Origin of the sequence: Aeromonas sp. SE22, assembly GCF_038739755.1 — a bacterium.
GTDB lineage: Bacteria > Pseudomonadota > Gammaproteobacteria > Enterobacterales > Aeromonadaceae > Aeromonas > Aeromonas jandaei.
This window is the reverse complement of sequence record NZ_JBCGFD010000007.1, coordinates 153,808-179,095: the sequence shown is the minus strand read 5'-3', so window position 1 is coordinate 179,095 and position 25,288 is coordinate 153,808. Positions and strand designations below refer to the sequence as shown.

Here is a 25,288-nt window from a genome sequence, read left to right as displayed (position 1 = left end):
CCGATGGTAGTGTGGCATTCGCCATGCGAGAGTAGGACACTGCCAGGCACCCAATACAAGAAACCCCGCTCATCGAGCGGGGTTTTTTATTGCCTGAAATCCAGGCATCTGGTCTGTTGTTATCCGCACAGGTTTGCAACCTGCTCCTGCCAATCTCTCCTATAAGTAAACTTATCATTACAAATCATGATGTTATAAACCATCTTGCCTGATGCTTCGCATCTGAGCAGGTTTAACTGTAATCACATAAATGATAATGATTATTGTTTGATTGATCTTGTCCTGGTCGTTACAATCCAGACCGATTAATAAGTTGCGTTTCAAATAAGCATTTATTAATCACCGTCCCCGGCAGGAGGCCGGGTCTTGTAACGAGTGAAGTAAGGGAATACGCCACTTTCCTACTTGAAACGTTCAGGCCAAATCATGACAACAATACAACCAAGCAAGCTTGCCTTGCTGATCGGTTCTCTTCTCTCTATTCACGCCCTAGCTTCCGAACAGGAAGTGATGGTTGTCACCGCCTCGGGTTTCCAGCAAAAAATCGAGGATTCCGCTGCCTCTATCTCCGTCATTACTCGCGAACAGCTGGAGAAGCGCGCCTATCGCGATGTGACTGACGCCCTGAAGGATGTTCCCGGTGTGGTGGTGACCGGTGGTGGCAGCAGCAGTGATATCAGCATTCGCGGTATGGGCTCGAAATACACCCTGATGCTGGTTGATGGCAAAAAGGTGGATAGCCGTGGTACTCGCCCCAATAGCGATGGACCCGGTATCGAGCAGGGCTGGTTACCACCGCTACAGGCTATTGAGCGGATTGAGGTCGTGCGTGGCCCCATGTCATCCCGTTATGGTTCCGATGCCATGGGCGGCGTGATTAACGTGATAACCCGCAAGACCACAGGTCTGGCTTGGCAGGGCTCGGTTCATGCTGATTCGACCTTCCAGGAGAACAAGGATTCCGGCAACAGCTTCCAGACCGATGCCTATACCGCAGGTTCACTGATCGATGGCGTGTTGGGACTGCGCTTCAATGGTCAGCTGGCCCATCGTGGCGAGGATAAGTTTACCCAGGGCTTTGCCGAGCAGGAGACCCGCAGCGGTACTGCCGTGCTCAGCTTCAAGCCTGACGATCACAACCGCTTCGATCTGGAAGCCAGCCGCAGCTTGCAGGATCGGGATCGCACGGCAGGCAACTCGCTGGATGCCAAGGCGAAGGATAGCCTTAACCGTTATGAGCGCACCAACTATGCGCTGACCCATGATGGCCAGTATGATTTCGGCTCTTCCAGCAGCTATCTGCAGCAGGAGACCAACACCAACCCCGGCCGCAAGATGGAGCTCACCAACACCATCGCCGATACCCACACCCAGTTCATTCTGGGGAATCACTACCTGAGCGTTGGTGGTCAGTATCGCTATGAGGATCTGCATGATCAGGGTAATAACCTGAAAGTGGCCAACCCTGCCGAGCAGCTTACCCGCTGGAGCTGGGCGATGTTTGTCGAGGATGAGTGGTCACTCACTGACAGCTTTGCCCTGACAGGGGGCGCCCGCATGGATCGGGATCAGAACTACGGCTCTCACTGGAGCCCGCGCCTCTACGGTGTCTGGCATCTGGGTGATAGCTGGACACTGAAAGGGGGTGTATCGACCGGTTATCGCTCGCCGGACTTGCGGATGTCTGCGGCCAACTGGGGTCAGGTTACCGGCGGTGGCAGTCTGGATGGGATGCTGGTTGGCAACCCGGAGCTCAAACCCGAGACCAGCGTGAGTGAAGAGATCGGCCTGCTGTGGAATGGCCATCAGGGCTTCAATGCCGGGGTGACCCTGTTCAACACCGACTTCAAGAACAAGATCTCCGAAGTTCGTCGCTGCACCAGCAAGAGCGATCCGGCCTGTACTCTCAATGGCCACAGCTATGACTTCATCAGTGATCGGGTCAACGTCGACAAGGCTAACATGCGTGGCGTCGAGAGCATGATGGATTGGGCGATCAACGACAAGTGGTCGGTCAGCGGCAGCTATACCTTTACCCAGTCCGAGCAGAAGAGTGGCCCGCTGGCGGGTAATGCCCTCAACCAGATGCCACGCCACATGGTCAACGGCAGCGTTGACTGGCAGACCACCGAGGATCTCAGCCTCTGGTCGCGAGTCAACTTCCGTGGCGAGACCTCCGAGTACCTGAGCCGGGTCAAGATGGCGGAGGGGACACCCTCCTATACCTTCTTTGACATGGGGCTGGTCTACAAGGCCAACAAGCATCTCGATCTGACCGCCGGGGTCTACAACCTGTTCGACAAGACGGTGGATTACAGCAGCTATGGCACAGTGCTGGATGGTCGCCGCTACAATCTGGGTGTCACCTACAACTTCTGACAGACATAATGCCTCACGGCCGCCATCATCCGATGGCGGCCGTTTTTATTGGGCATTGATCGGGTAGGCGGTCGCCTGATATGGCGCCGCTTGCCAGGTGTTGCGGCCATTGGCTTTGGCTTGATACATCAGCTGGTCTGCCTGTCGCAGCAGCTGATCGGTGTCGATACTCTCCCCGGCTGAAATCCAGACTGCTCCTGTGCTGATGGAGAGGGTGACCTCACCCAGTGTGGTCTCCAGCCGCTCTTTATTGGCTTCCTGACAGAGGCATGCCGCCCACAATCCGGTCGCCTGCAGGTTATCGCTCGGCAGCAGGACGCAAAACTCCTCACCGCCAATGCGTGCAAACAGACTCTGCTCCGGCAAGATGACGGCTATGCTTTCGGCCAGTTTTTCCAGCAGTTTGTCGCCCACGTTGTGGCCGAATTTATCGTTGGTCTCCTTGAAATGATCCACGTCGAACAGCAGCAGAGCGCAGGGGGTGCCGCTGGTCAGCTGCTGCTCCAGTGACGGGATAAAGGCACGCCGGTTGAGGAGGCCCGTCAGCGGATCTGTGCTGGCCAGCTTTTCGAGCCGGGCATTGGCGCGGCTCAGCTCTGCCGTGCGATTGGCGACGGCCCGGCGCAGCTGCACGATATAGGCCACCATGATGAGACCCGCGGCCAGCAGTAGCCATGGGCCGAGATGGATGGGGTAGACGGTCTCGACATGCATCCATTTGCGGATGATCCGCTCCCGGTCACTCTCCTTTATCCTGGCGAATCCCTCTTCGAGCTTGGCCAGCAGGGCGAGATCCCCTTTCTTGACGGCAAAGCGGATCTGGTCGGTATAGAGGTGGCGCACCGGAATGAAGCGGGTCGGATCTGCCGAGGTATAGATGTAGAAGTTGGCGACCTGCAGATCGGCGATAAAGGCCTTTATATCGCCCCGAAAGGCCGCTGCCAGCAGGGTGTCGTTGTCATCGAAGGTCTGCAGTTTGGTGCCCGGGAAGTAGCGCCTGGCGTAGTACTCTTCATAACCGCCAGCGACGACGCCGACGGTCTCATGGAGCAGGTAGTAGTGGACATCGGTGCCACGCAGCTCGTTGGAGAAGAAGAGCTGGGAGTCGAGCTGGGCGAGGGGCAGGCCATAGTCGAACAGCTTGTCTCGCTCCGGTGACCAGAGCAGACCGGCATGCACATCGGCCTTCCCTTCGTGCAGCAGATCGAGGGAGTGTTGCCAGTCGACCAGCCGGAATTCGATCTTCTGACCGGTGACGCGAGCATATTCGCGCCAGAGGTCGATCAACAGGCCATCTGGCTGGCCCGACTCATTGATATAGGAGAAGGGCTGCCACGCCTTGGAGTTGGTGATGACGAGGGGCCTTTCAGGCTCTTTTCCCGAGGCGTGCAGGGCAATAATGAGCAGCAGAAAACCGCACCCTGCCCTGAACGCTTGTCCAATCCGAGAAGAAGCCATCCCTGCTCCAATCCATTGCCAGCCACTGTCTGTAGACGCCGATTATTACTGCCTTCAACGAGGAAGAACAAGCGATCTGGCGATGAAGTTTACATGATGGCAGCATTGCCGTAACGAGCAGGACTCATACCGTGACGGCTTACAGCGGCAGGCTGATTTTTGCCTCCAGTCCGCCCTCTGGCCGATTGAGCAGGGTGAGCTCACCGCCGTGTTGATGTACCAGAGTGCGGGCGATGGAGAGGCCCAGCCCAACGCTGCCGGACTCGGTATTGCGCGCCTCGTCGAGCCGCACGAACGGCTTGAACACATCCTCCAGTCGAGCCGGGTCAATCCCCGGGCCGTGGTCGCAGACCCGGATCAACAGCTCGCTGCGGGTGCGTTCCAGCGAGACCTCGGCGCTGCCAGCGTATTTGATTGCGTTGCCGATGAGGTTCTGCAGTACCCGGCGCAGGGTGTTGGCGCGGCAGGCGTAGACCTCTTTTCCTTCCGCCAGACAGGTAACCGGCTGGCCGGTATCGGCATAGTCATCGCACAGACTGACCAAAAGGCTGACCAGATCCAGTTCCCGAGTAGCCTCCTGTTGCCCCTCTTCGCGGGCAAAGCTGAGGGTGGCGGCCAGCATCTGCTCCATCTGTTGCAGGGTCTGCTGGATGCGATCCTTGTCCTCGCCATCGGCCAGAAACTCGCTGCGCAGGCGCAGGCTGGTGATGGGGGTGCGCAGATCGTGGGAGATGGCGGCCAACATCCGGGTTCGGTCCTGCACGAAGCGGTCGAGCCGGGTGTGCATCCGGTTGAAGGCCTGAATAGATTCGCGGATCTCGGTCGGCCCCTCCTCTTTCAGGGGCTCGATATCTTCCCCGCGCCCCAGTCGTTCGGCGTTGCCTGCCAGTTGCTTGAGGGGGCGGGTGGCGCGACGAAACAGCAGCACCATCAGCCCGATCACCAGACTGGCGACCAGCATCAGGTTGAAGGTGGTTTGCCATGACCAGCTGCCGGCCTCCTTGTCGACCAGCGAGCTGAACTGCAGCCAGCCACCCTGTGGCAGTTCGATGGATCCGTAGAGCCGCATGTCCCGCGGTGGCGGCGGCCCCTTGCGATCCCGCATCATGCGGGCATGGTGCTCCCACGCCTTGCTGCGCTGGGCATCCTCTTTCAGCTCGGCACTGATCTCGATAGTGAGCGTGGGGGGATAGCCTAGGCGCGAGCGCACCAGCTGCTCGAAGCGGGGGCTGCGGTTGTCGGGTTGCATCGGCTCGTCTTCAATTCGCAGCAGCAGGGTTTCGCTGCGGCTCGCCTTGAGGATCTCGTCGTAGAGCGAGGGGGGAGAGAGGGAGAGCAGCCGCACCACCGAGATGATCCGCTGCATCGCGTTGCGGCTATTGACGAAGCCGAGAGCCTCCTCCCGATCCGAGCGGTAGATCTGGATGCTGAGCAGCTGGATCAGGATCAAGCCCGCCAGCGCCACCAGAATGATCTGGCCGGTCAGCCCCTTGGGCCACATGCGAGCCCATAGCCGTTTCAGTGCATTCACCGCTTATACCTGCGTCACATCGGCCGAGAACATATAACCGCCACCCCAGATGGTCTTGATCAGCTCCGGATTCTTGGGATCCCGCTCCAGTTTGCGGCGCAGCCGGCTCACCAGGGTGTCGATGGCGCGATCGAAGGCGACTGCCTCGCGACCACGGGCCAGATCCAGCAGTTGATCCCGGCTCAGTACCCGCTGCGGGCGTTCCAGAAACACCTTGAGCAGATCGAACTCGGCGGTGGAGAGGCTCAGGCCCACCCCATCCTCATCGACTAGCTCGCGGCGATTGATATCGAGCAGCCAGCGATCGAAGCGCAGATCCCGGGTCAGGGTCTCGGCGGCGGGTTGGTTATCCGCCTGGGTGCGGCGCATCACCGCCTTGATCCGCGCCAACAATTCGCGCGGGTTGAAGGGTTTGGCCAGATAGTCATCGGCTCCCATCTCCAGCCCTATGATGCGGTCGGTCTCTTCCCCCATGGCGGTGAGCATGATGATGGGCAGGCTCGATTTGGCGCGCAGTTCGCGGCAGAGGGTCAGACCGTCCTCGCCCGGCATCATCAGATCCAGTACCAGCAGATCGAACTCCCGCTCCTCCAGCAGCCGTTTCATCTCCTTGCCATCCCGGGCGCAGCTGACCCGCAGGCCGTGCTGTTCCAGAAAGCGCTTCAAGAGATCGCGGATCTCACTGTGGTCGTCGACCACCAGAATGTGGGTGCTGCCCTGATTCATGAATACCTCCCCTGCTTGGCGTTGGCACGAGTATACGAAAATACGCTGCGCGGTTTGTGTCAAAGTGTGCCAGATCCGCCTGATGCCACACTCTGCTACAAAAAAGGGCGATGCTGGCAAAGTTCAGACACCGGTCGGGTGTTTACTTGAGGGCAAGGCGAGAGAGCCGAACCCGAATCATCCGACAGGAGATAGACCATGAAAAAACTGACCAAAACTCTGATGACCGCCACCCTGATCCTTGGCCTGCCGATCGGTGCCTATGCAGCCACGCAAACTGCCCCGGCTCCCGAGCCCGGTGCCATGGTGGATTGCCCGATGGATGGCGGCATGATGGGCGGCAAACACCACGGTGGCCGTCACGACAAGATGGCGCGCATGAAGGATATGACGCCGGAACAGATCGAAGCCAACCTGAAGCAACGCTATGATCGCATTCAGGATCCGGCCAAAAAAGCAGAGTTCATCAAGAACCTCAACGAGCGTGCCGATGGTATGACCAAACACGCAGAGGCGATGAAGAAGTTTGCCGAAGCGAATCAGTAACAGCTCCTGCAGTTTCACACTAAACTGACAAACCAAAGGGTGGCCGAGGCCACCCTTTTTGTGATCATATCGATCCATTTTCGCTCGAATCCTTATCAGGTTGTCGCTTATGTGAGCGATGGCAAACGCGCCGTGAGCGAATTGCAAGATAATGCCCGCTCATATAACAAGCTGCACCGAGCAGTGGCCGTAAACAGGAGAGGGTATGGGTTGGAATCTGGGGACAATCAAGGGGCGATATACCGCCGTTTTTCTGGGATTCATGGTGGCGGTCTGTGTGCTGACCGTTATCGGCATCCAGTTATGGGTCAAGCCCGAGCTGCAGCGGGCGGGTGAGCAGAATCTGGTGCTGCGGGTCAGCGAGATCGCAACCGACATTCGCGATCAGCTCAACGGGGTGCAGAGCCAGTCACGCAGTATCACCCAGCTGGTCGCCCAGCTGCCGAGCGAGCAGATCGATACCGTTCTGCCTGCTCTGATCGATCAATATGGCAATGCCATGGTGTTTGGTGGCGGTATCTGGCCGATGCCTGAGCAGCGGGAGGCCGGTCGAATCAAGTTCAGTTCCTTCTTTCATCGGGATGGTGCCAACAAGCTGATCCCCAATACCTACTGGAACTCGGCCGAGGCCCCCAACTATTTCGAGCAGCCCTGGCACCGAGCCGGGCAGCAGGCGGCGAAAGGCATGTGTGCCTGGGCGGCGGCTTACAAGGATGGTGCCAGCCAACAGCCGCGAACCAACTGTGCCATGGGGATCTATCGTGACGGTTCCCTCTACGGGGTTTCCACCATCGATGTGACGCTGGGTTTCTTCAATGATCTGGTTGCCAAGAAAGAGCAGGAGATCGGTGGTCAGGTGATGATCGTCGAGGCCGACGGCAAGATCCTCAGCAAGAATGGCCGTTTGACCGGGGATGTGGTGCTGGGCAACCTCTCATCTCACGGGGACTATCCCTTTGCCAGCGCCATCGCCAGCCTGCTAGGGGCGGGTAACGGTACCGCGTTGCAGCGCACTACCTTTCAGGATCTGGGTGAAGAGCAGACATTGCTGATGCAACCCATCGAAGGCACTCCATGGTTGCTTGCTGCGGCGCTGCCGACCAGTACCCTGACCCACGACAGTCAGGAGGTGCTCAAGACGCTGGCAGCGATCCAGCTACCGCTAGTGGTGCTGTTGTTTGCGCTGATGTTGATGGCTATCAAGCAGCTGGGCAGTCGACTCGACACCCTCAAGCAGAACATCGATGCGCTTTCAGCTGGTGATGCGGACCTGACAGCCCGGATCCGGGTCAAGGGGCGCGATGAGCTGGACCATATCGCCCAATCGGTGAACCGCTTTATCGCCTATCTGCAGCAGATGATGTTGCAGGTGACCGAAACAACCGAGTTGATTACCCGTGAATTGGCGCAGCTTGACCAACAGACGGGCCAGGCCAGACGCATTCTCGGTGAGCATGCCGCCGAGACCGATCAGGTGGTCACCGCCCTGACTGAACTCAGTTCCACCGCCGACAGCGTGGCGTGCCACGCGAGCGACTCCGCCAGCTTTACCGAGTCGGCCAATGGTCAGGCGATTCAGTCCCGCAAGGTGGTGGGTCAGGCCTCTGCCAGTGTGGCTGCGCTGATCGATGAAGTGGATCTTGCCGCGACCAAGGTGCTGGGGATGCAGGAAGATGCCCGCCAGATCAGCAGTGTACTCAGTGTGATCGGTGATATTGCTGCCCAGACCAACCTGTTGGCACTCAATGCGGCCATCGAGGCGGCGCGAGCTGGTGAGCAGGGGCGTGGTTTTGCCGTGGTTGCCGATGAAGTGCGCGCACTGGCGGCAAGAACCCAGAACAGCACTGCCGAGGTGGGGAGCATGCTCTCCCGGTTGACGCAGGGGGTGGCGGAGGCCGTTGTGGCCATGGAGCACACCAAGCAGAGCTGCCAGGCTGCGACCGAGAATACCGAGCAGGTGACTGGCGGGCTCGACAAGATGGCGAATGCCGTGGTGCAGATCAACGATCTGGGTACCCAGATTGCGACTGCGGCAGAGGAGCAGAGTCGAGTGACCGAAGAGATCAACCGCAACATGGTCACCATCCGCGACATGGTCAATCTGCTGGTGGATAACGGTCAGAATACCGAACAGAGTTCGGCCACCCTGCTGGAGTCCAATCGCCAGCTGGTGGCGTTGGTGCATCGCTTCAAGGTGTAACAAACCGATAATGAAAGAGGGGGAGCCAGGTGCTCCCCCTCTTGCTATCCGTATCGGTGCGGGCGCACAGCCCTGCCCACCGGACGAGCGAACTTAGCCCTGAGCCTTGTCGGTCAGGTCTACTTTCTTGACGGTCTCGCCTTCGAACTTGATAACGACGTTCTTTTTGGCGGCGTCGGTATCTTTCAGCAGAGTTTTGGTGGTCTCTGCCAGCAGCGGAGAGGCCTTTTTCAGGGCATCCAGATCATAGGTCCATACTTCCAGACCGGATTCGGTCTTGGTGGTAGCAGGTGCGCCCAGTTTCTCTTTGATAGCCTGCTTGTTGGAGCCACCTTCCTTGATATCCAGAGCTTTCTTGATGGCTTCGTTGGATGCGCTGTCCACGGCACCGGATACGGCAGTGTTGGCCGCATCTTTTACACTGCTGGTGACGCTGTCGGTCAATGAGTCCATCAGGCCTGCATGGGCAAAAAGGGGCAGGGAGGTGAGGGCTACCAGCAAAGTCTTTTTCATTTTCTACAGATTCCATTGGTTCAAATGAGGCGGCTATGGAACCAATAAAACATCTGGGTGTCAAGTGAGGCATGTAATTGAGTCATCTGTTAACTGTGTCTCATTTTTCACCAGCTACAAACAGTTTCGGGATCTCCCGCACCAGCCAGCTCTTGGCCTTGCCCATGGTATCGCGGCGCCAGGCCAGCACCACCTGCAGCTGATGGCGGTACTCGGGGCTGATCACCTTGAGCCGACCAGCCTTGATGTCCTCCTCAATCCAGCTCTGCGGCATGGTGCCGATGCCTAGCCCGGCCAGCAGGGCGTCGCGCTTCTCCGCCATGGTGCTGACGGTGAGGCGCGGCTGCTTGTCGAGCAGGCGGTAGGTGAGCACCGGCTTGCGCAGGGCGGTATCGGCGACGGCGATGGCGCGATAGCGTCGCAGGGTCTCGTCGGCGAGGGGCTCCGGCTCCTGATGGAGAGGGTGGTCGGGGTGGGCGACATAGAGCATCACCTCCTCTTTCAGCACCTGATGCTTGATGCCGGTCATCACGATATCCGGGTTGAGGGAGGAGATGAGCAGGTCGGCGCGGCCATCCTCCAGACACTCCCAGCTGCCCGCCAGCACTTCGGCGCGCAGTCTGAGCCGGGTATCGGTCTGCTCGGCCAGTCGATCCACCAAGGGGTAGAGTGCCTGCAAGGGCACCAGCGCATCGACGGCGATGGTGATGTCGGTTTCCCAGCCGCGGGCCAGCGCCCGGGTCTCGCCCACCAGATGCTCGGCTGCCTCCAGCAGCACCCGCCCGCGCTCCAGCAGCATGCGCCCCGCCGGGGTGAACTTGGTGCGGTGGCCGCTGCGGTCGAACAACATGGCATCCAGTTCATCTTCCAGCTTTTGCACCGTGTAGCTCAATGCCGAGGGTACCTTGCCCAGCTCGTCGGCCGCCGCCGCGAAGCTGCCACGGCGGTCGATGGCATCCAGCACCCGGATTGCCTCCAGGGTGAGTGCGCGTTCCTTGTTCGACTCCTTGGCCATCTTTCACCTTCAATTTTTTTGAATATGTTCGCCAGATTATCTCGCTAACAAGTTAAGCCAAGCACCTTTAATATTCAATCATCGCTTAGGCAGGAACGTCTGGCGGCCAAATATGCGGGAAGTTCCGCACTGTGACAGGCCAAATCGGCATGTCTGATGTCGGTGAAAGAACAACACACTATTTGAATGACCTCTTGCATGGATGCATTGATTCTGGCCGAGCTGGCCTTGGCAATGACATATAAAACAAGAGAGTGAATGAACATGAAAAACGTAATCAAGATGCTGGCCGTTGCAGGCCTGATGACCACAGGTTTCGCCCACGCCGCCGTACCGGCTGACTTCAACGCCACCCCGGGTGTGCTGTTTGTGAAGTGGCACTCCACCGCAGCGCTGGATGGCAAAGCCAACCCGATGCTGGAAGTGCGCGACGAGTCTGGCGATCTGTTGGCATCGGTCCACGCCAACCTGATGGGCACCCAGCAGGTGAAGATCCCGGGTCGTACCCAGGGCAACCTGACTGTCAGCCTGGCTGGCGAGAGCAGCGAGTATCGCATTCCGTTCGGTCTCGGCGGTGGCAAAGATCGCTAAACCGAACCCCGGATAGATGAGGAGCACACCATGATGAAATTGAGAGCCGCAGAGGCGCGAGGCAAGGCCAACTTCGGCTGGCTGGACGCACGCCACAGCTTCTCCTTCGGTCACTACTATGACCCGGAGTGGATGGGACACTCGGTGCTGCGGGTGATCAATCAGGATCTGGTTGCGCCGGGTGGCGGATTCGCCACCCATCCTCACGCCAATATGGAGATCCTCACTTGTGTGCTGCAAGGCACCATAGAGCACAAGGACAGCCTCGGCCATGTCGAGCAGATCCCGGCAGGGGATTTCCAGCTGATGAGCGCAGGCAGCGGGATCCGTCACAGCGAATACAACCCCTCGCAGACGGAACCCCTCTCTCTGTTGCAGATCTGGATCGAGCCGAACGAGTTCGGCACGCCACCCGGATATCAGCAGAAGAAGATCGAGTCCAGACCGGGCATGACGCTGGTGGCGTCACCGGATGGTGAGGCAGGATCGCTGCGGATCCGCCAACAGGCCCGCGTATGGCGGCTGGAACTGGCCCCGGGCGAGACGCTCGACTGGGCACTGGCTGGCCGACACGGTTACCTGCAGATGATTTCAGGGGAGTTGACCGCAAACGGTCTGGCTGCCCGACCCGGCGACGGGGTACTCAGTCGTGATGAATACCGGTGGGAGTTGGTTGCGACAAGTGCCACTCAGGCCCTGTTATTTGACCTGCCCTGATTGGTCAGTGGCGATACGAGATAGACGAGGAAAGTGAAATGGACAAGATGAAAGATGTAGCGCTGCTGGCGGGTCGTGTACTGCTGGCGCTGATGTTCGTGATTGCGGGCTGGGGCAAGATCGGTGGTTACGCCGGCACCCAGGGCTATATGGAAGCGATGGGGGTGCCGGGTTTTATCCTGCCGCTGGTGATCCTGCTTGAGTTGGGTGGTGGCCTCGCCATCATGCTGGGTCTCTTTACCCGCAGCCTGTCGGTGCTGATGGCCGGTTTCACCCTGATGGCCGCCTTTATTTTCCACTATCAGCCTGCCGAACAGATGCAGATGCTGATGTTTATGAAGAACGTCTCCGTCGCCGGTGGTTTCCTGGCGCTGGCGGCGGCCGGAGCAGGGGCTTTCAGTGTGGATGCCCGTCTCGGCAAAAACTGGTAACAGCCAGTCAGTTTGAGTTTTCCAATGCCTTTTGGCCGGTGCCCTGCACCGGCTTTTTTCTGTCTGCGTTTTCCGGGTCGGTGAGGCTGCTGCACAAATCTGCGGCGCCCCTCATGGTTCAGCGGTTTGCCCGCCTGCTGGCCACAAGTGCCTTTTGCATCTTATCCCCCGATCCCTGACAATTCCCTCTCTTGTGAAGTGACGGAAATGGCTCGCCTTTTCCCTCGCCCCCTCTCATCCACAGGCGGGAATTGCTCATGTTTACCCTCTACCACTCCAATCAGCTGGATCTGCTCAAAGAGCTGCTGGTGAGCCGCATCCGGCAGGCCCCTCTCTCTCACCCCTTCGATCGGGAGCAGATCTTGGTGCAGAGTCCGGGTATGGCCCAGTGGCTCAAGCTGGAGCTGGCCAAAGCGTTCGGCATCGCCGCCAATATCGACTTTCCGCTGCCCGCCAGCTTTATCTGGGAGATGTTCACCCGGGTGCTGGCGGATGTACCGCGCCAGAGCCCCTACAACAAGGGATCCATGAGCTGGCAGCTGATGACCATTCTGCCCGCCCTGCTCGATCGCCCTGCCTTTGCCCCGCTCGCCGCCTATCTGGGCGGTGGAGAGGACGAGGATCCCGCCAGGGATCCCGAGCAGGTGCGGTTATGGCAGCTCTGCCAGAAGGTGGCGGATCTCTTTGACCAGTATCTGGTCTACCGGCCGGACTGGATCGCCCGTTGGGAAGAGGGGGAAGGATTGAGTCAGGAGCTGGCCGGGGTGAGCGGTCAGGATTGGCAGCCGGAGCTGTGGCGTGAGCTGGTGGCCCGCACCCTGGCGCTCTCTCCGAGTGGCTACCACCGCGCCAACCTCTACGAGGAGTTTATCCACGAGCTGGAGCGCACCGCCGAACTGCCGGGCAAGCTGCCGCAGCGGGTCTTCGTGTTTGGCATCTCGGCGCTGCCGCCGCGCTATGTGGAGGCGCTGCTGGCCCTCGGCAGTCGGCCTGAGGTGGAGGTGCACCTGTTCGTCACCAACCCCTGCCGCTACTACTGGGGAGATCTGCTGGATCGCAAGACATTGGCTCGGCTGGAGAACAAGCTCAAACCCGGCACCGATATCGAGACGTTGCAGGGCCCCGCCAACCCGCTGCTCGCCTCCATGGGCAAGCTGGGGCGCGACTACCTGCATCAGCTGATGGAGCTGGAGGTGCCGCAAATCGAGGCCTTCGTCGATATCGACGAGGTGGATGGCAAAGGCAATGTCAGCCTGCTGCGCGCCATCCAGAAGGATGTGCTGGAGCTGGCCGAACGGGGCGCAGGTCAGTTCGATCTCGACAGCAGCCATCACAAGAGCCCCATCGATCCGGCGGATGGATCCTTGCAGATCCATGCCTGCCACGGCCCGATGCGCGAACTCGAGGTGCTGCACGACCGGCTGCTGGCGCTGTTCGAGCAGGACCCGACCCTCACCCCGAAAGATGTGGTGGTGATGATGCCGGATGTGAACAGCTACGGCCCCTACATTCAGGCGGTGTTTGGCGCGCGCGGTCAGATCCCGTTTGCGGTCTCGGATCGGGCGGCGAGTCAGGAGAGCCCGCTGCTGCAAAGCTTCCTCGCCCTGCTCAGGCTGCCCAATGCCCGCTTCGGGGCAGGGGAGCTGCTCGCCATTCTCGAGGTGCCCGCCGTGCTGCGCCGCTTCGAGCTGGATGACGACGAGTTCAACCAGCTGCGGGTCTGGGTGCAGGAGACCGGCATCCGCTGGGGTCTGGACGACGGCTACCCTGTCCGCTTCGATCTGCCGCCCATGTCCGGCAACAGCTGGCTGTTCGGCCTGCGTCGCATGCTGCTCGGCTTTGCCATGGGGGATGGCGAGCCGGTGGCGGGCATTCTGCCCTACGCCGATATCGAGGGTCAGCAGGGGCTGGCACTCGGCAAGCTAGCCTGGTTTGTCGACTCGCTGGCCGAGTTTTTGCCCCGCCTGCAACAGGCGCAGCCGCTGGCCGAGTGGAACGCCTGCCTGCTGGCGCTGCTGGAGCGCTTCTATCTGGCCGACGAGGATGAAGAGCGTCAGCTTCAGCTTATTCGCAGCCAGCTGGTCGAGTGGCAGACCCGGCTCGGCGAGGCCCGTTTCGAGCAGCCCATCACCGCCGACTTGTTGCAGGATTATCTCGGCAGCGTGCTGGGAGAGTCCCGCTCCAGCCAGCGTTTCCTCGCCGGTCAGGTGAACTTCTGCACCCTGATGCCGATGCGCTCCATCCCCTTCAAGCAGGTCTGCCTGCTCGGCATGAACGATGGCGTCTACCCGCGTACCCTGGCCCCCATGGGGTTCGACCTGATGGCGGTAGCGTCGCGGCGTGGGGATCGCTCCCGTCGCGATGATGACCGCTACCTCTTCCTCGAGGCGTTGCTGAGTGCCCAGCAGGGGCTCTATATCAGCTATCAGGGCTTCAGCGCGCAGGACAACAGCGACAAGGTGCCGTCGGTCCTGCTGGCGGAGCTGATCGACTATGTGCGGCAGGGCTTTGTGCTGGCGGGGGATGAGGATCTCGATGACGAAACCTCCGGCAAGCGGCTGCTCAACCACCTGATGGTGGCGCACCCGCTCACCCCCTACAGCCGCAACTACTTCTACCCGGAGGCGGGTTCGCGCCTCTTTACCTATGCCGCCGACTGGCTGCCCGCTCTCAATCCGGTGCGCGGCGCGGCCAACTTCCAGAGCGGCGAGCTGCCTCTCCCGCCCGAATGGGGCAAGGAGCAGGGGCTGGAGCTGGCGGAGCTGCTGCGCTTCTATCGCCAGCCCACCAAATATTTCCTCAACCGTCGCCTCAAGGTGTGGTTTGAACTGAACGAAGCCAACATCGAGGACAGCGAGCCGTTCGAGCTGGATGGCCTGCAACATTATCAGCTGAAAGATCTGCTGCTCGATGCCCATCTGGCGGAAGGTGAAAGTACCGAGCGTCGCGAGCGGTTGCAGCTCACCGGCCTGTTGCCGCAAGGGTGGTTCGGCAGCCTGCTGCTGGACGATCTGGATGCCGAGATGGGCAAGCTGGCGGATCGGCTGCGGCCATGGGTTGCGGCCAATGAGTCAGAAAAGCAGGCGGTGGAGATCGATATCTCCCTCACTCAGGGCCAGCTGCAAGGGTGGATCGACACCCAGAAGGGGCGTTTGCTGGTGGTCAAACCCGGCAGCTTCAACGGCAAGGATCTGCTGCTGGGCTGGATCCAGCACCTCTGCCTCTCATTGAGCGACGTCCCCGGCGACACCCTGCTGTTCGATGCCAAACAGAGTCTGCGGTTAGCCAAGCTCGCTGCCGACGAGGCGCGGCCCAAGCTGGCGGCGCTGGTGGCGTGCTGGGCGCAGGGGATGAAGCGGCCGCTGCCCTTCTTCCCCAACACCGCATGGGATTGGCTCAAGGCGATCGAGAAGGATCCCGACAAGCCGGAGGCGGCCGACAAGGCGGCCCTCACCCGTTTCAACGGCGGCTGGATGATCAATGGGGAGGGGCAAGACGCTTACGTCGCCCGCTGCTTCCCCGAACTCGATGACGAGGTGCTGGGGCAGTTGCAGGCGCTGGCTCGCGAACACCTGACCCCGCTGCTCAATACCCTGGAGGAGCTGAAATAATGGCTAACCCGCTCAATACATTGCGTTTTCCCCTCCATGGTGAACGACTGATCGAAGCCTCCGCCGGTACCGGCAAGACCTACACCATCGCCGGTCTCTACCTGCGCCTGCTGCTGGGCCACGGCCCGCTCATCGAAGAGGGGGCCGATGCCGGTCAGCCGAGCGCCCACGAGCGGCCCCTCTCGGTGACCGAAATTCTGGTGGTGACCTTTACCGAAGCGGCCACCGCCGAGCTGCGCGGGCGGATCCGCGCCCGCATTCACGAGGCGCGGCTCGCCTTTATGCGCGGTGAGAGCAAGGATGACTTGCTGGCCCAACTGCTGGACGAGGTGGAGGATCACGAACTGGCGGCCCGTCGCCTGCTGGCTGCCGAGCGGCAGATGGATGAGGCGGCGGTCTTTACCATCCACGGCTTCTGCCAGCGGATGCTCAAGCAGAACGCCTTCGAGTCTGGAGCCCTCTTTGAAACCGAATTTCTTACCGACGACAGCCAGCTCAGGCTGCAGGCGGTGAGCGACTACTGGCGCGCCGAGTTCTATCCGGTGGATAAAGCCCTCGCCAGCGCGGTGCGCGCGCTCTGGCCGAGCCCCGCCGTCCTGCTGCGGGAGATGGGCAGCTGGCTCGACAACAGCGAGCTGGAGATCCACCCAGCCTTGGGGGACGAGACCCTCGCCGCCCGCCATCAGGCGGCCATGAGCCGCATCGCGGCGGTGAAGAGCGAATGGCTGGCGCAGACGGACGAGATCCGCCGCCAGACCGACGGCCAGATCAGCCGCTACACCGGCAAGAACTACGAAGGGTGGCTTGCCAAGATAGCTGACTGGGCACAGGACGAAGGCAGTGGCTACGCCATTCCCAAGGAGCTGGAGCGCTTCGGCCAGACGGTGCTGGAGGAGAACCTCAAGAAGGGGGGGACAGTGCCGACCCTGCCGCTGTTCAGCCAGATCGATGAACTGCTGGCCAGCCGTCCCGGTATTCGGGATCTGATCCTGCAACGGGCCGCCAAAGTAGTGCGCAGCCGGATGCAGGCCAGCAAGCGGCAGGCTCATCAGCTCTCGTTCGATGACCTGCTCAAAGACCTCGACGGTGCGCTCGGTTCCAGCCTTGGCGAGCGGCTCTGCGAGCGCATTCGCGCCACCTACCGGGTGGCGATGATCGACGAATTTCAGGATACCGATCCCCAGCAGTACCGCATCTTCCATCGCCTCTACGGCGGCCATAGCGACACAGCGCTCTTGATGATCGGCGACCCCAAGCAGGCCATCTACGGCTTTCGCGGCGCCGACATCTTTACCTACATTCAGGCGCGGCGAAATGTGAGCGCCCACTACACCCTCGGGCGCAACTGGCGCTCAAGCAGTGCGCTGGTGGGGGCGGTCAACGGCCTGTTCGAGCGGGCGAAAGATCCCTTTATCTACGAAGCGGATATCCCCTTCCTGCCGGTGGAGGCGCAGGGCAAGAGCAAGGCGCTGCTGCTCGATGGCGCCACCGCGCCGGTGCTCCACTGCTGGCAGCTGACCGGCCAGCCCACCTTCAATCGGGGGGATTACCAGAGCAAGATGGCCCGCGCCACCGCCGCCGAGATCCATCGTCTGCTGACCCTGGCCCGCGAGGGCAAGGCGAAGATAGGCGATCAGGCGGTGAAGGCCGGGGATATCGCCGTGCTGGTGCGCACCGGCGCCGAGGGCAAGCTGGTGCAGCAGGAGCTGGCGCGGCTCGCCATCGCCTCCGTCTATCTGTCGAACCGCGAGAGCGTGCTGGAGCAGACGGAGGCGCGGGAGATCCTGCTGATTCTGCACGCCTGCCAGAACCCGAGCGAAGAGCGCAGCCTGCGGGCGGCGCTCGCCACCGGCCTGTTTGACCTCGATGCCAAGGCGCTCGATGGGTTGGCCAGCGACGAGCGGGCGTGGGAGAGCGCGGTGCAGGAGTTTATGGAGTACCGCAAGATCTGGCATCGCCGCGGCGTGCTGGCGATGCTGCGGGCCCTGCTGCACCGGCGCAATCTCGCCTCTTCGCTGTTGGCGAGCCCCTATGGCGAGCGGCGGCTGACCAACTTCCTCCATCTTGGCGAGCTGCTGCAACAGGTGAGCAGCGAGCTGGACGGGGAATATGCCCTGCTGCGCTGGCTGGGGGAGGCGGTGAGCCGCCCCAACGGGCAGGATGCGGAGCAGGTACTGCGGCTCGAATCCGAGCGGAAATTGGTGCAGATCGTCACCATCCACAAATCCAAGGGACTGGAGTATCCGCTGGTGTTCCTGCCCTTTATCTGCAGCCACAGAACCGCCGAGACCCCGCTCTATCACGAGGCGGACGAGGCGGGCAATCGCACCATTCTCGATCTGACCGGCGCCGACTCGTCGCTCGCCGAAGCGGACAGGGAGCGCCTTGCCGAAGATTTGCGGCTGCTCTATGTGGCGCTGACCCGGGGTGTCTACGCCACCTGGCTGGGGCTGGCGCCGGTGCGGGCGGGGGCGGGCAAGTCGGAGAAGACCGACCTGCACCACACCGCCATCGGTTACCTGCTGCAAAAGGGCGAAGAGGGGGATGCACAGACGCTGGCGACCGCGCTGACCGAGCTGGCACAGGCGCTGCCCGGGGTGGCCGTCGGTGAGCCCTCGCTCACCCGTCCGGCCCCGCTGCCGCCAGAGGAGGAGCAGCTGGGCGAGCCGCAGGTGCGCCACTTTAGCGGTTCCCTCGAGCGGGACTGGTGGATCAGCTCCTACTCCGGGCTGGCGGCGCAGGGTCACGGTCACAGCAAGGGCGTACTCGCCAATCCCGGCTTCGATGACGAGGTAGTGACCGAGGCGGCCGCGCTGGCTGCCGAGCAACCGGAGGAGGCACCCCAGCCTTCCATCTTTACCTTCCCGAAAGGGGCGCGCCCCGGCACCCTGCTGCACAGCCTGTTCGAGACCATCGACTTTCAAAGCGCCGCGGGCGAGCTGCTGGCAGAGCATATCGCCACCTTGCTGGCGCAGGACGGCTTCGACGAGAGCTGGGCTCCCGTGCTGCAACAGCAGGTGGAGGCGGTGCTGGATACCCCGCTGGAGACTGGCTTTGGCGAGCCGGTGCGGCTGCGGGACTTGAGTGCCGAGCGCAAACAGGTGGAGCTGGAGTTCTTCCTGCCCATGGGGCGGGTGACGGCACCGGCGCTGACCGCCCTCTGCCAGCAGCACGACCCGCTGTCGCGGGGCAACAAGCCGCTCAGCTTTGCCACCGTGCAGGGGATGCTCAAGGGCTTTATCGATCTGGTGTTCGAGTGGCAGGGACGCTGGTATCTGCTCGACTACAAATCCAACCATCTCGGCATGAGCCCCGCCGATTACAGCCGTTCGGCGCTGGAGCGGGCGATGGCCGAGCACCGCTACGACCTGCAATACCAGCTCTACTCGCTGGCGCTGCACCGGCTGCTCACCCTGCGCCTGCCGGGTTACGACTTCGAGCAGCACTTTGGCGGCGTTTTCTATCTGTTCCTGCGCGGCATGCCGCAGGGGGGCATTTTCCATACCCGCCCGAGCCGTGAACTGGTGCTGGGGCTGGATGAGTTGTTTAGAAACGGTGATCGCTCTGGCGGTGTTTCATCAACAGAATTAAACGAGGTAGAGGCATGAGCGGCACCATGATCAGCACCGCAGCCAGCGCAATGATGGTTGAACGGCTCAAAACACTGGCGCTGGCTGGCCGCATCCGCCAGCTGGATCTGCAATTTGCCCGGCTGGTGGCAGACCTTGGCGGCAGCCCCGAGCTGGTGCTGGGGGCGGCGCTCACCTGCTTCGAGCTGGGGCGTGGCCATGTCTGCCTGCCGCTTGAAATGTTGACTGCCGGATCCCTGCGACCGTTCGGGCTGGATCCCCAGCAGAGCCGGGATCTGCTGGGGGATCTGGCGGCTCCTGCCCGCTGGCCCGCCCTGTTTGCAGAGAGTCCCTTGGTTGGCACCGAGCAGGATGACGGGCTAACCCCGCGCTGGCCGCTGCGGCTGTGGCACGGGCGGCTCTACCTCACCCGCTACCACGATTTTGAACTGGGGGTGGCCCGCCATCTGCGCGCCCTGAGCGAGCGAGCCGAATGGCCGGAGATTGCCCCGGCCCTGTCGCGGCTGTTTGCCCGCGACTACGGGCTGGTGTTTGGGGCCCTGCTGAAAGCCCGCCTCGCCCCCGACTTCTCGGCCCGCCACTTTATCGAGAAGTATCTCGATCTGGTGTTCCCCAATGAAGTGGATTGGCCCGCCATCGAGGCGCTGCTCGCCAGCGCCCAGGCGGCGAGCGACTTGAGCAAGCTGGATGCGCTGGTGCCCGAGGCGCTCTGCTGCAACGGCCAGAAACTGGCAGCGGCCACCGCGGCGGCGCGCCCCTTTGCGGTGATCTCCGGCGGCCCCGGCACCGGCAAGACAACCACAGTGGCCAAACTGCTCGCCATTCTGGTGGAGACCGGCCTGCAAGCAGGCAAGGCCCCGGCGATCCGGCTGGTGGCCCCCACCGGCAAGGCGGCGGCGCGCCTCACCGAGAGTATCGGCTCTGCCCTGCAGGCCCTCGATCTGCCCCCCGAGTGGGTCGAAGCGATCCCCACCGAAGCGGGCACCCTGCACCGGTTGCTCGGGGTCATTCCGGGGCGCAGTCAGTTCCGCCACCACGCGGGCAACCCGCTGCACCTCGACTTGCTGGTGGTGGATGAGGCCTCCATGGTTGACCTGCCGATGATGGCGCGCCTGCTCGATGCGTTGCCGAGCCACGCCCGCCTGATCCTGCTCGGCGACAAGGATCAGCTCGCCTCGGTGGAGGCGGGGGCCGTGCTCGGCGATATCTGCAGCTTTATTGAACAGGGCATCAGTCCGGCGCAGGCTGATTGGCTCTCCCGCCAGACCGGCTACCGCTTGCAGGGCACGCCCGCGGGGGCTCCGGTGCGCGACAGCCTCTGTCTGCTGGCCAAGAGCTGGCGCTTTGATCAGCATTCGGGCATCGGCCAGCTGGCGCGCGCCTGCAACAGCGGCGATGCCGCGGCGGTGGAATCAGTCTGGGGCGCAGGATTCGCCGATATCAGCCTGCACCCCTGGGCCGGGGAGGCCTACGATGCCCTGATTGCCCAAGGGGTGGCCGGTTACGGCAGCTATCTGCAGGCGGCCCGCGCGGGGGAAGATCCCGCCGCCGTGTTCAAGGCATTCAACAGCTTCCAGATCCTCTGCGCCCTGCGCGACGGCCCGTTCGGCGTGCTGGGGCTTAACGAGCGGCTCGAACTGGCCCTGTCACGGGCTGGCCTGATTGCCCGCGATGGCGACTGGTATGCCGGCCGCCCGGTAATGGTGGTGCGCAACGATCACGGCGTCGGCCTCTACAACGGCGATATGGGGCTCTGCCTGCCCGATGAAACTGGCCGGTTAAAGGTCTGGTTTGAGCAGCCGGACGGCACCCTGCGGGCTCTGCTGCCCAGCCGCTTGCCGCCCCACGAGACGGTCTACGCCATGACCATCCACAAATCCCAGGGTTCGGAGTTTGCCCATACCGTGCTGGTGCTGCCCGACAGCCCCAGCCCGCTGCTGACCCGCGAGCTGATCTATACCGGCATCACCCGCGCCAAGGCGAAACTCGATCTCTACGGCGATCGCGCCCTGCTGGCCCAAGCGGTACGGAAAAAGACCGAGCGTTATTCCGGATTGGCGGAGAGGTTGGGGGAGTGATTGATGGCGGCGGTAAAGGGATTTACTGCCGTCGAATTGGGAAATAATGTATATATTCACAGTCCCATATCAACCTATTTAAAATAAGGAGATACTTTAGCCCAGTTTAGAGAGATTAAAGGTTTTGGTTCCGATACAGGAAATTGGATTTCATCAATTGACTCCCGTCTAATCACATCAACGGATTTTAATTTTTCATTCCATAGGAAAATATAATCACCCATAAGGCCAACATAAACCAATCCTTTATTTTCATTATTTATTGAAATGTATTCCGTACTGGATTTTATGGATTTGGCACTGCTATTCCCGTATATGTATGAGAATGAAACCATAAATATCGCGATACAATAAGCTGCCATTTTAAATGGTTTTTCATAAAGTAATTTTCCAACCACCTCAATCGCAACCATCATCATGAAATTCAATAAAAGAAGCCAAAAAGCTGATGTGTCCACGAATATTGTGGAAAAAAGAAATAATATAATAATAGAAATCTGTATAGAACGGCAAAACATTAGTGCCAGATTACGTTTCGGCTCTTTAGTTTCTTGGCTTGCCAAAGTTTCCTTCTTGAGTGTTGTTGCTACCGCAATCAATCTACCTAGCCCAATTGCAAAGATGCCAATTAGAAATGTGATAATCATCGGTAATACGGAAATTTTTATGACATCTGAAGTGTTAATAAAGTGAAATGGGTTTATGTTAAAATTCAACCAAAAACCCAATAAATAAAGAGTAGAAAATAAAAGTGCATAAATTGTAGCAAATATTAATAATTTTTGAGCATCTATATTTTCCATTTTAAACACTATTTAAAATTAGTTTGGTCAGACTATACTACGGTAACATTGATGATTAGCCAATATTGATTTTTAAGAAATGTATTATTTGAATCCATAGATGTTGTGCATCTTTTACTTATCTTCTCACCACAACACATCGACGTCGTAGATTACGACTTCGTGTATCTCGTATGTTGGGCTTCGCAGGCTCAGCGCCAATCTACCGATCGTTTAGGTTGTAGCTGAGCGCAGCGAAGCCCAACGTTTACCGCGAAATCTCTTTTTTCCTTCCCCTCATCCCCGACCCTTCTCCTCCTTTTTTAATAAACGGGAGAAGGGAGTAATGCCGTTACCGCTGTCCGATTACGCTTCGCTAATCGAACCTACACGGCTGGTGAGCATATTTCCGATGCTGCTTTATCCCCTCTCCCTCCGGGAGAGGGCAGGGTGAGGGGAACAGGTTGGCACAATGCCCATTTCGCCCGCTTTGTGAAATCCGCTAGGGTGCAAAGAACGAAGTGAATTGCACCGCTGATATTGAGCTGGCAAAAGGTGTAATGCGCTTCGCTTATTACACCCTGCGCAGACGCTCTGCCTGTTTCCCTTCCGTCTGTTCCCCATCACGGCGGCCTCTGCGTATTGGTCTGCAAATGGGCTGCACTTGAGCCACACTTGCTGACGCCCTGAACGGCCCATTTATCATGCAGAGCGAGCAGCCGATAACCGGATAGCAGGGGGAGAGTGGCATTCTGGCTGACAGGATTTTCGCCGTGTGCCAAGGTAGCGCTTCACGCCGACTCGACAACGCCGTTTGGTGGGCAAGCAAGAGTGACGCAGGCAAGAAGAGAGGATGACCTCATATGCGCAAAGAGAGTGATCCGGTCAGGATCTCCGACCTCAGCGAGTCTGTGGTACACGGGATTCTGGAGGTGATCAGCGACGGCATCTGGGATTGGAATGCCAATACCGGCTTTGTCTATCGCAATCCCGGCTGGTATCAGATGCTGGGCTATGAACCGCACTCCCTCGGCAATACCGTCTTTACCTGGGAGAGCGTGATCCATCCCGATGACATTGCGGCGGTGATGGCGAAGTTCGATCTCTGTCTCAATGGCAGCGCCCATGAGTATCGCGCCGAGTATCGTTGCCGCACCCGCGATGGCGATTACCTCTGGATTGAGGATTGCGGCCACATTATTGCCCGCAATCCCGATGGCTCGGTGGCGCGGATGATCGGCGCCCATCGCAATATCCACGCCAGCAAGCTGCTGCAGGAGCAACTGGAGCGGCGCAACAGCTCGCTGGAGCAGCTGATCGCCGAGCGCACCGCCGAGCTGGCGCGGCTCAACGAGGAGTTGCAACGCAAAGTGGACGAGAATCGCCTGCTGGCAGAGACCGATGCGCTGACCGGCGCCGCCAGCCGTTATCGGCTGGAGCGGGCGTTGCAGCTGGAGTGCGAGCGGGCACGGCGCTTCCATCAGCCTTTCTCGGTGATCGCCATGGATGTGGACAACTTCAAGCAGATCAACGACAGCTATGGCCACCACACCGGGGATCAGACCCTGATCAACATAGTGGCGCTGATCCGCCGCCATATTCGCGAGATCGATCTGCTGGCCCGCTGGGGCGGTGACGAGTTTATGGTGGTGCTGCCCAATACTCGCCATGCCGAGGCACAGCTGGTGGCGAGCAAGTTCCAGCTGCTGTTGCAGCGCGAGACGATCTGCCCTCACGGCCCGGCGACCCTGAGTTTCGGGTTGGCGGAGTATGAGCAGGATGAGCAGAAGGAGAGCCTGATGGTGCGTGCCGATCGGGCGCTCTATCAGGCCAAGCTGCAGGGCAAGAACCGGATCTGCTGAGGGCGGGACGGCAAATGGAAAGGGCCGCAGGCGTGAAACCTGCGGCCCTTTTGCATGGGAACGCGGCCGCCTTAGAAGTGGTAGCGAATGCCCAGCTTGAGGGTGTCGAGGGAGTAGTGATCGTCACCCAGGGTCATGGCGTTGAACTGGCGCTCGTAACCGATCCCCGCAGAGATATGGTCGTTGAAGGCGTAGTCGATGCCCACTTCCAGATTGGGGTGAACGGTGCCCTTGGTCTCGCTGCGGCGACCCTGAACACTCATGCCGAGGATGGTGCCGTTGCCGATCATCTCGACTTCGGTGCTGGTGTAAGCCACGCCCGGCTTGGCGTAGGCGCTGAAGCCCCAGGCCAGCGGCTGGCTCAGCTTGGCGGCCAGGCTGATGCTGCGGGTATCGATGGTGGTGTCGGTGAAGCCGGTCAGGCCCGGGCTGGTGATCCACATCAGCTGGCTCATGCGCTGGGCATGCAGACCGCTTTCGATGGCCAGCCAGTCGTTGAGGTGGTAGCCGACGATCAGGCTGCCACCGTCGAGCTGGTCGTCGATGATGTTGGCGTCGTGCGCTCGCTGGGCCACGCCATCCAGATCCATTTTGGAGGTGGTGAGATCCAGACCGAGATACCAGCCCTCGGCACACGCGGCGCCGCTGAGGGTGAGACCGAGCAGGGAGAGGGCAACTGCACTGTTAAACTTGTTCATGGATTATCTGTCCTGATGTGTGAACTGCGTGTGATTGAACTCTTTCATCCATGAAAGTTATTAATATTTCCTGCACTCCTGTATTCGAGGCGGCGCAGTATAGTCAGCTCGTTTTTCAATAACAACCCGTGTGCCAGCGGTGATTTGCTGCAAATAAAAATCGGCATAAACAATAACTGGGTAATTAATGATTAATTTAGAGCTATCACTTTATTTATAAATTACCAAAATAAACGAAATAACCGTAACCGGGCTATTTGCTGGCCGATCGGCCGGAGGGGGTTGATATCCCTTGGGTTTCTTTTTCGCTCCGCAAGGAGCATCTGATTGCAAACTGAATGATGATTAATCAGTTGTAAATGGGGTCGATTGCCAACTTTTTGTTGTTATTTTGACCGGTCGGATCTCGTCGCTGGTGGCCAAAATTTTTTGGCTGGTTGCATTTTTTATCTGCAAAAGGCGATGTTTGACTCTCGTTGTTGCTGTCTTTTTGCTCGCCAATGGTCGCTTTTGCTGCATGTCGTTCATCTGAGCTCTGGCTGCCCCGGGAGGAGCAAGGG

The 25,288-nt window shown here is 60.0% G+C and carries 18 protein-coding genes; 10 read left to right on the top strand and 8 right to left on the bottom strand.

Annotated elements, in window-relative coordinates; all coding sequences use genetic code 11:
- The first annotated feature begins 426 nt into the window (after positions 1 to 426).
- Positions 427 to 2,379 carry a ligand-gated channel protein gene (locus AAHA39_RS13315; RefSeq protein WP_320657351.1) on the top strand — a complete coding sequence of 651 codons (1,953 nt, stop codon included), beginning with the start codon at positions 427 to 429 and terminating at the stop codon, positions 2,377 to 2,379.
- A gap of 45 nt (positions 2,380 to 2,424) precedes the next feature.
- Here the strand turns inward: AAHA39_RS13315 and AAHA39_RS13310 are convergent, their stop codons facing one another.
- The 3 genes from AAHA39_RS13310 to AAHA39_RS13300 all read right to left on the bottom strand — a co-directional run bounded on the left by AAHA39_RS13310 (position 2,425) and on the right by AAHA39_RS13300 (position 6,094).
- A complete protein-coding gene (locus tag AAHA39_RS13310) occupies positions 2,425 to 3,837 on the bottom strand; it encodes a transporter substrate-binding domain-containing diguanylate cyclase (RefSeq protein WP_320657352.1) in 1,413 nt (470 codons plus the stop codon).
- Between the two features lie 139 nt (positions 3,838 to 3,976).
- Entirely contained in the window at positions 3,977 to 5,338 is a 1,362-nt protein-coding gene (locus tag AAHA39_RS13305) for an ATP-binding protein (protein WP_320657359.1), read from the bottom strand.
- Between the two features lie 33 nt (positions 5,339 to 5,371).
- Positions 5,372 to 6,094, bottom strand: coding sequence for a response regulator (locus AAHA39_RS13300; RefSeq protein WP_041210048.1), 723 nt, complete (start codon positions 6,092 to 6,094; stop codon positions 5,372 to 5,374).
- Positions 6,095 to 6,292: 198 nt separating this feature from the next.
- Here AAHA39_RS13300 and AAHA39_RS13295 point away from each other — a divergent pair, with 198 nt between their 5' ends.
- Together AAHA39_RS13295 and AAHA39_RS13290 are read left to right on the top strand one after the other, a co-directional pair.
- The gene (locus tag AAHA39_RS13295; RefSeq protein WP_182926880.1) at positions 6,293 to 6,640 is read left to right on the top strand and encodes a hypothetical protein; all 348 of its coding nucleotides are present in this window, start codon (positions 6,293 to 6,295) and stop codon (positions 6,638 to 6,640) included.
- Positions 6,641 to 6,845: 205 nt separating this feature from the next.
- Positions 6,846 to 8,840 (top strand): methyl-accepting chemotaxis protein, encoded by a 1,995-nt coding sequence (locus AAHA39_RS13290; protein WP_320657353.1) that lies wholly within the window; start codon positions 6,846 to 6,848, stop codon positions 8,838 to 8,840.
- 93 nt (positions 8,841 to 8,933) lie between these two features.
- Here AAHA39_RS13290 and AAHA39_RS13285 read toward each other — a convergent pair whose 3' ends face one another.
- Positions 8,934 to 9,353, bottom strand: coding sequence for a hypothetical protein (locus AAHA39_RS13285; protein WP_139396016.1), 420 nt, complete (start codon positions 9,351 to 9,353; stop codon positions 8,934 to 8,936).
- 100 nt (positions 9,354 to 9,453) lie between these two features.
- Positions 9,454 to 10,368 (bottom strand): LysR family transcriptional regulator, encoded by a 915-nt coding sequence (locus AAHA39_RS13280; RefSeq protein WP_182926884.1) that lies wholly within the window; start codon positions 10,366 to 10,368, stop codon positions 9,454 to 9,456.
- A 258-nt stretch (positions 10,369 to 10,626) separates the two neighbouring features.
- Here AAHA39_RS13280 and AAHA39_RS13275 point away from each other — a divergent pair, with 258 nt between their 5' ends.
- The 6 genes from AAHA39_RS13275 (at position 10,627) to recD (ending at position 21,386) form a co-directional block, all read left to right on the top strand.
- Positions 10,627 to 10,959 carry a hypothetical protein gene (locus tag AAHA39_RS13275; RefSeq protein WP_041210051.1) on the top strand — a complete coding sequence of 111 codons (333 nt, stop codon included), beginning with the start codon at positions 10,627 to 10,629 and terminating at the stop codon, positions 10,957 to 10,959.
- A 30-nt stretch (positions 10,960 to 10,989) separates the two neighbouring features.
- The gene (locus AAHA39_RS13270) at positions 10,990 to 11,676 is read left to right on the top strand and encodes a pirin family protein (protein ID WP_320657354.1); all 687 of its coding nucleotides are present in this window, start codon (positions 10,990 to 10,992) and stop codon (positions 11,674 to 11,676) included.
- A 38-nt stretch (positions 11,677 to 11,714) separates the two neighbouring features.
- Positions 11,715 to 12,107: a DoxX family protein gene (locus tag AAHA39_RS13265; protein ID WP_041210053.1), complete on the top strand. Its 393-nt coding sequence runs from the start codon at positions 11,715 to 11,717 to the stop codon at positions 12,105 to 12,107.
- A 257-nt stretch (positions 12,108 to 12,364) separates the two neighbouring features.
- A complete protein-coding gene (recC, locus tag AAHA39_RS13260; RefSeq protein ID WP_320657355.1) occupies positions 12,365 to 15,718 on the top strand; it encodes an exodeoxyribonuclease V subunit gamma in 3,354 nt (1,117 codons plus the stop codon).
- Positions 15,718 to 19,326, top strand: a complete 3,609-nt coding sequence (gene recB / locus AAHA39_RS13255) for an exodeoxyribonuclease V subunit beta (RefSeq protein ID WP_320657356.1) — start codon at positions 15,718 to 15,720, stop codon at positions 19,324 to 19,326. The genes recC and recB overlap by 1 nt, the downstream gene beginning before the upstream one ends.
- Complete coding sequence (gene recD / locus AAHA39_RS13250; RefSeq protein ID WP_320657357.1) at positions 19,323 to 21,386, top strand: exodeoxyribonuclease V subunit alpha; 2,064 nt, start codon at positions 19,323 to 19,325, stop codon at positions 21,384 to 21,386. Before recB ends, recD begins: the two co-directional genes overlap by 4 nt.
- Positions 21,387 to 21,460: 74 nt before the next feature.
- On the opposite strand, the gene AAHA39_RS13245 is transcribed toward recD, so the two are convergent.
- A complete protein-coding gene (locus tag AAHA39_RS13245) occupies positions 21,461 to 22,189 on the bottom strand; it encodes a hypothetical protein (RefSeq protein ID WP_342690018.1) in 729 nt (242 codons plus the stop codon).
- Positions 22,190 to 23,031: 842 nt separating this feature from the next.
- Here AAHA39_RS13245 and AAHA39_RS13240 point away from each other — a divergent pair.
- On the top strand, positions 23,032 to 24,030 hold the full coding sequence (locus AAHA39_RS13240; protein ID WP_320655684.1) for a sensor domain-containing diguanylate cyclase: 999 nt from the start codon (positions 23,032 to 23,034) through the stop codon (positions 24,028 to 24,030).
- A 71-nt stretch (positions 24,031 to 24,101) separates the two neighbouring features.
- Here AAHA39_RS13240 and AAHA39_RS13235 read toward each other — a convergent pair whose 3' ends face one another.
- Both AAHA39_RS13235 and AAHA39_RS13230 read right to left on the bottom strand, forming a co-directional pair.
- A complete protein-coding gene (locus AAHA39_RS13235) occupies positions 24,102 to 24,728 on the bottom strand; it encodes a porin family protein (protein ID WP_042030191.1) in 627 nt (208 codons plus the stop codon).
- A 345-nt stretch (positions 24,729 to 25,073) separates the two neighbouring features.
- A complete protein-coding gene (locus AAHA39_RS13230; protein ID WP_320655683.1) occupies positions 25,074 to 25,256 on the bottom strand; it encodes a hypothetical protein in 183 nt (60 codons plus the stop codon).
- Positions 25,257 to 25,288: the final 32 nt, after the last annotated feature.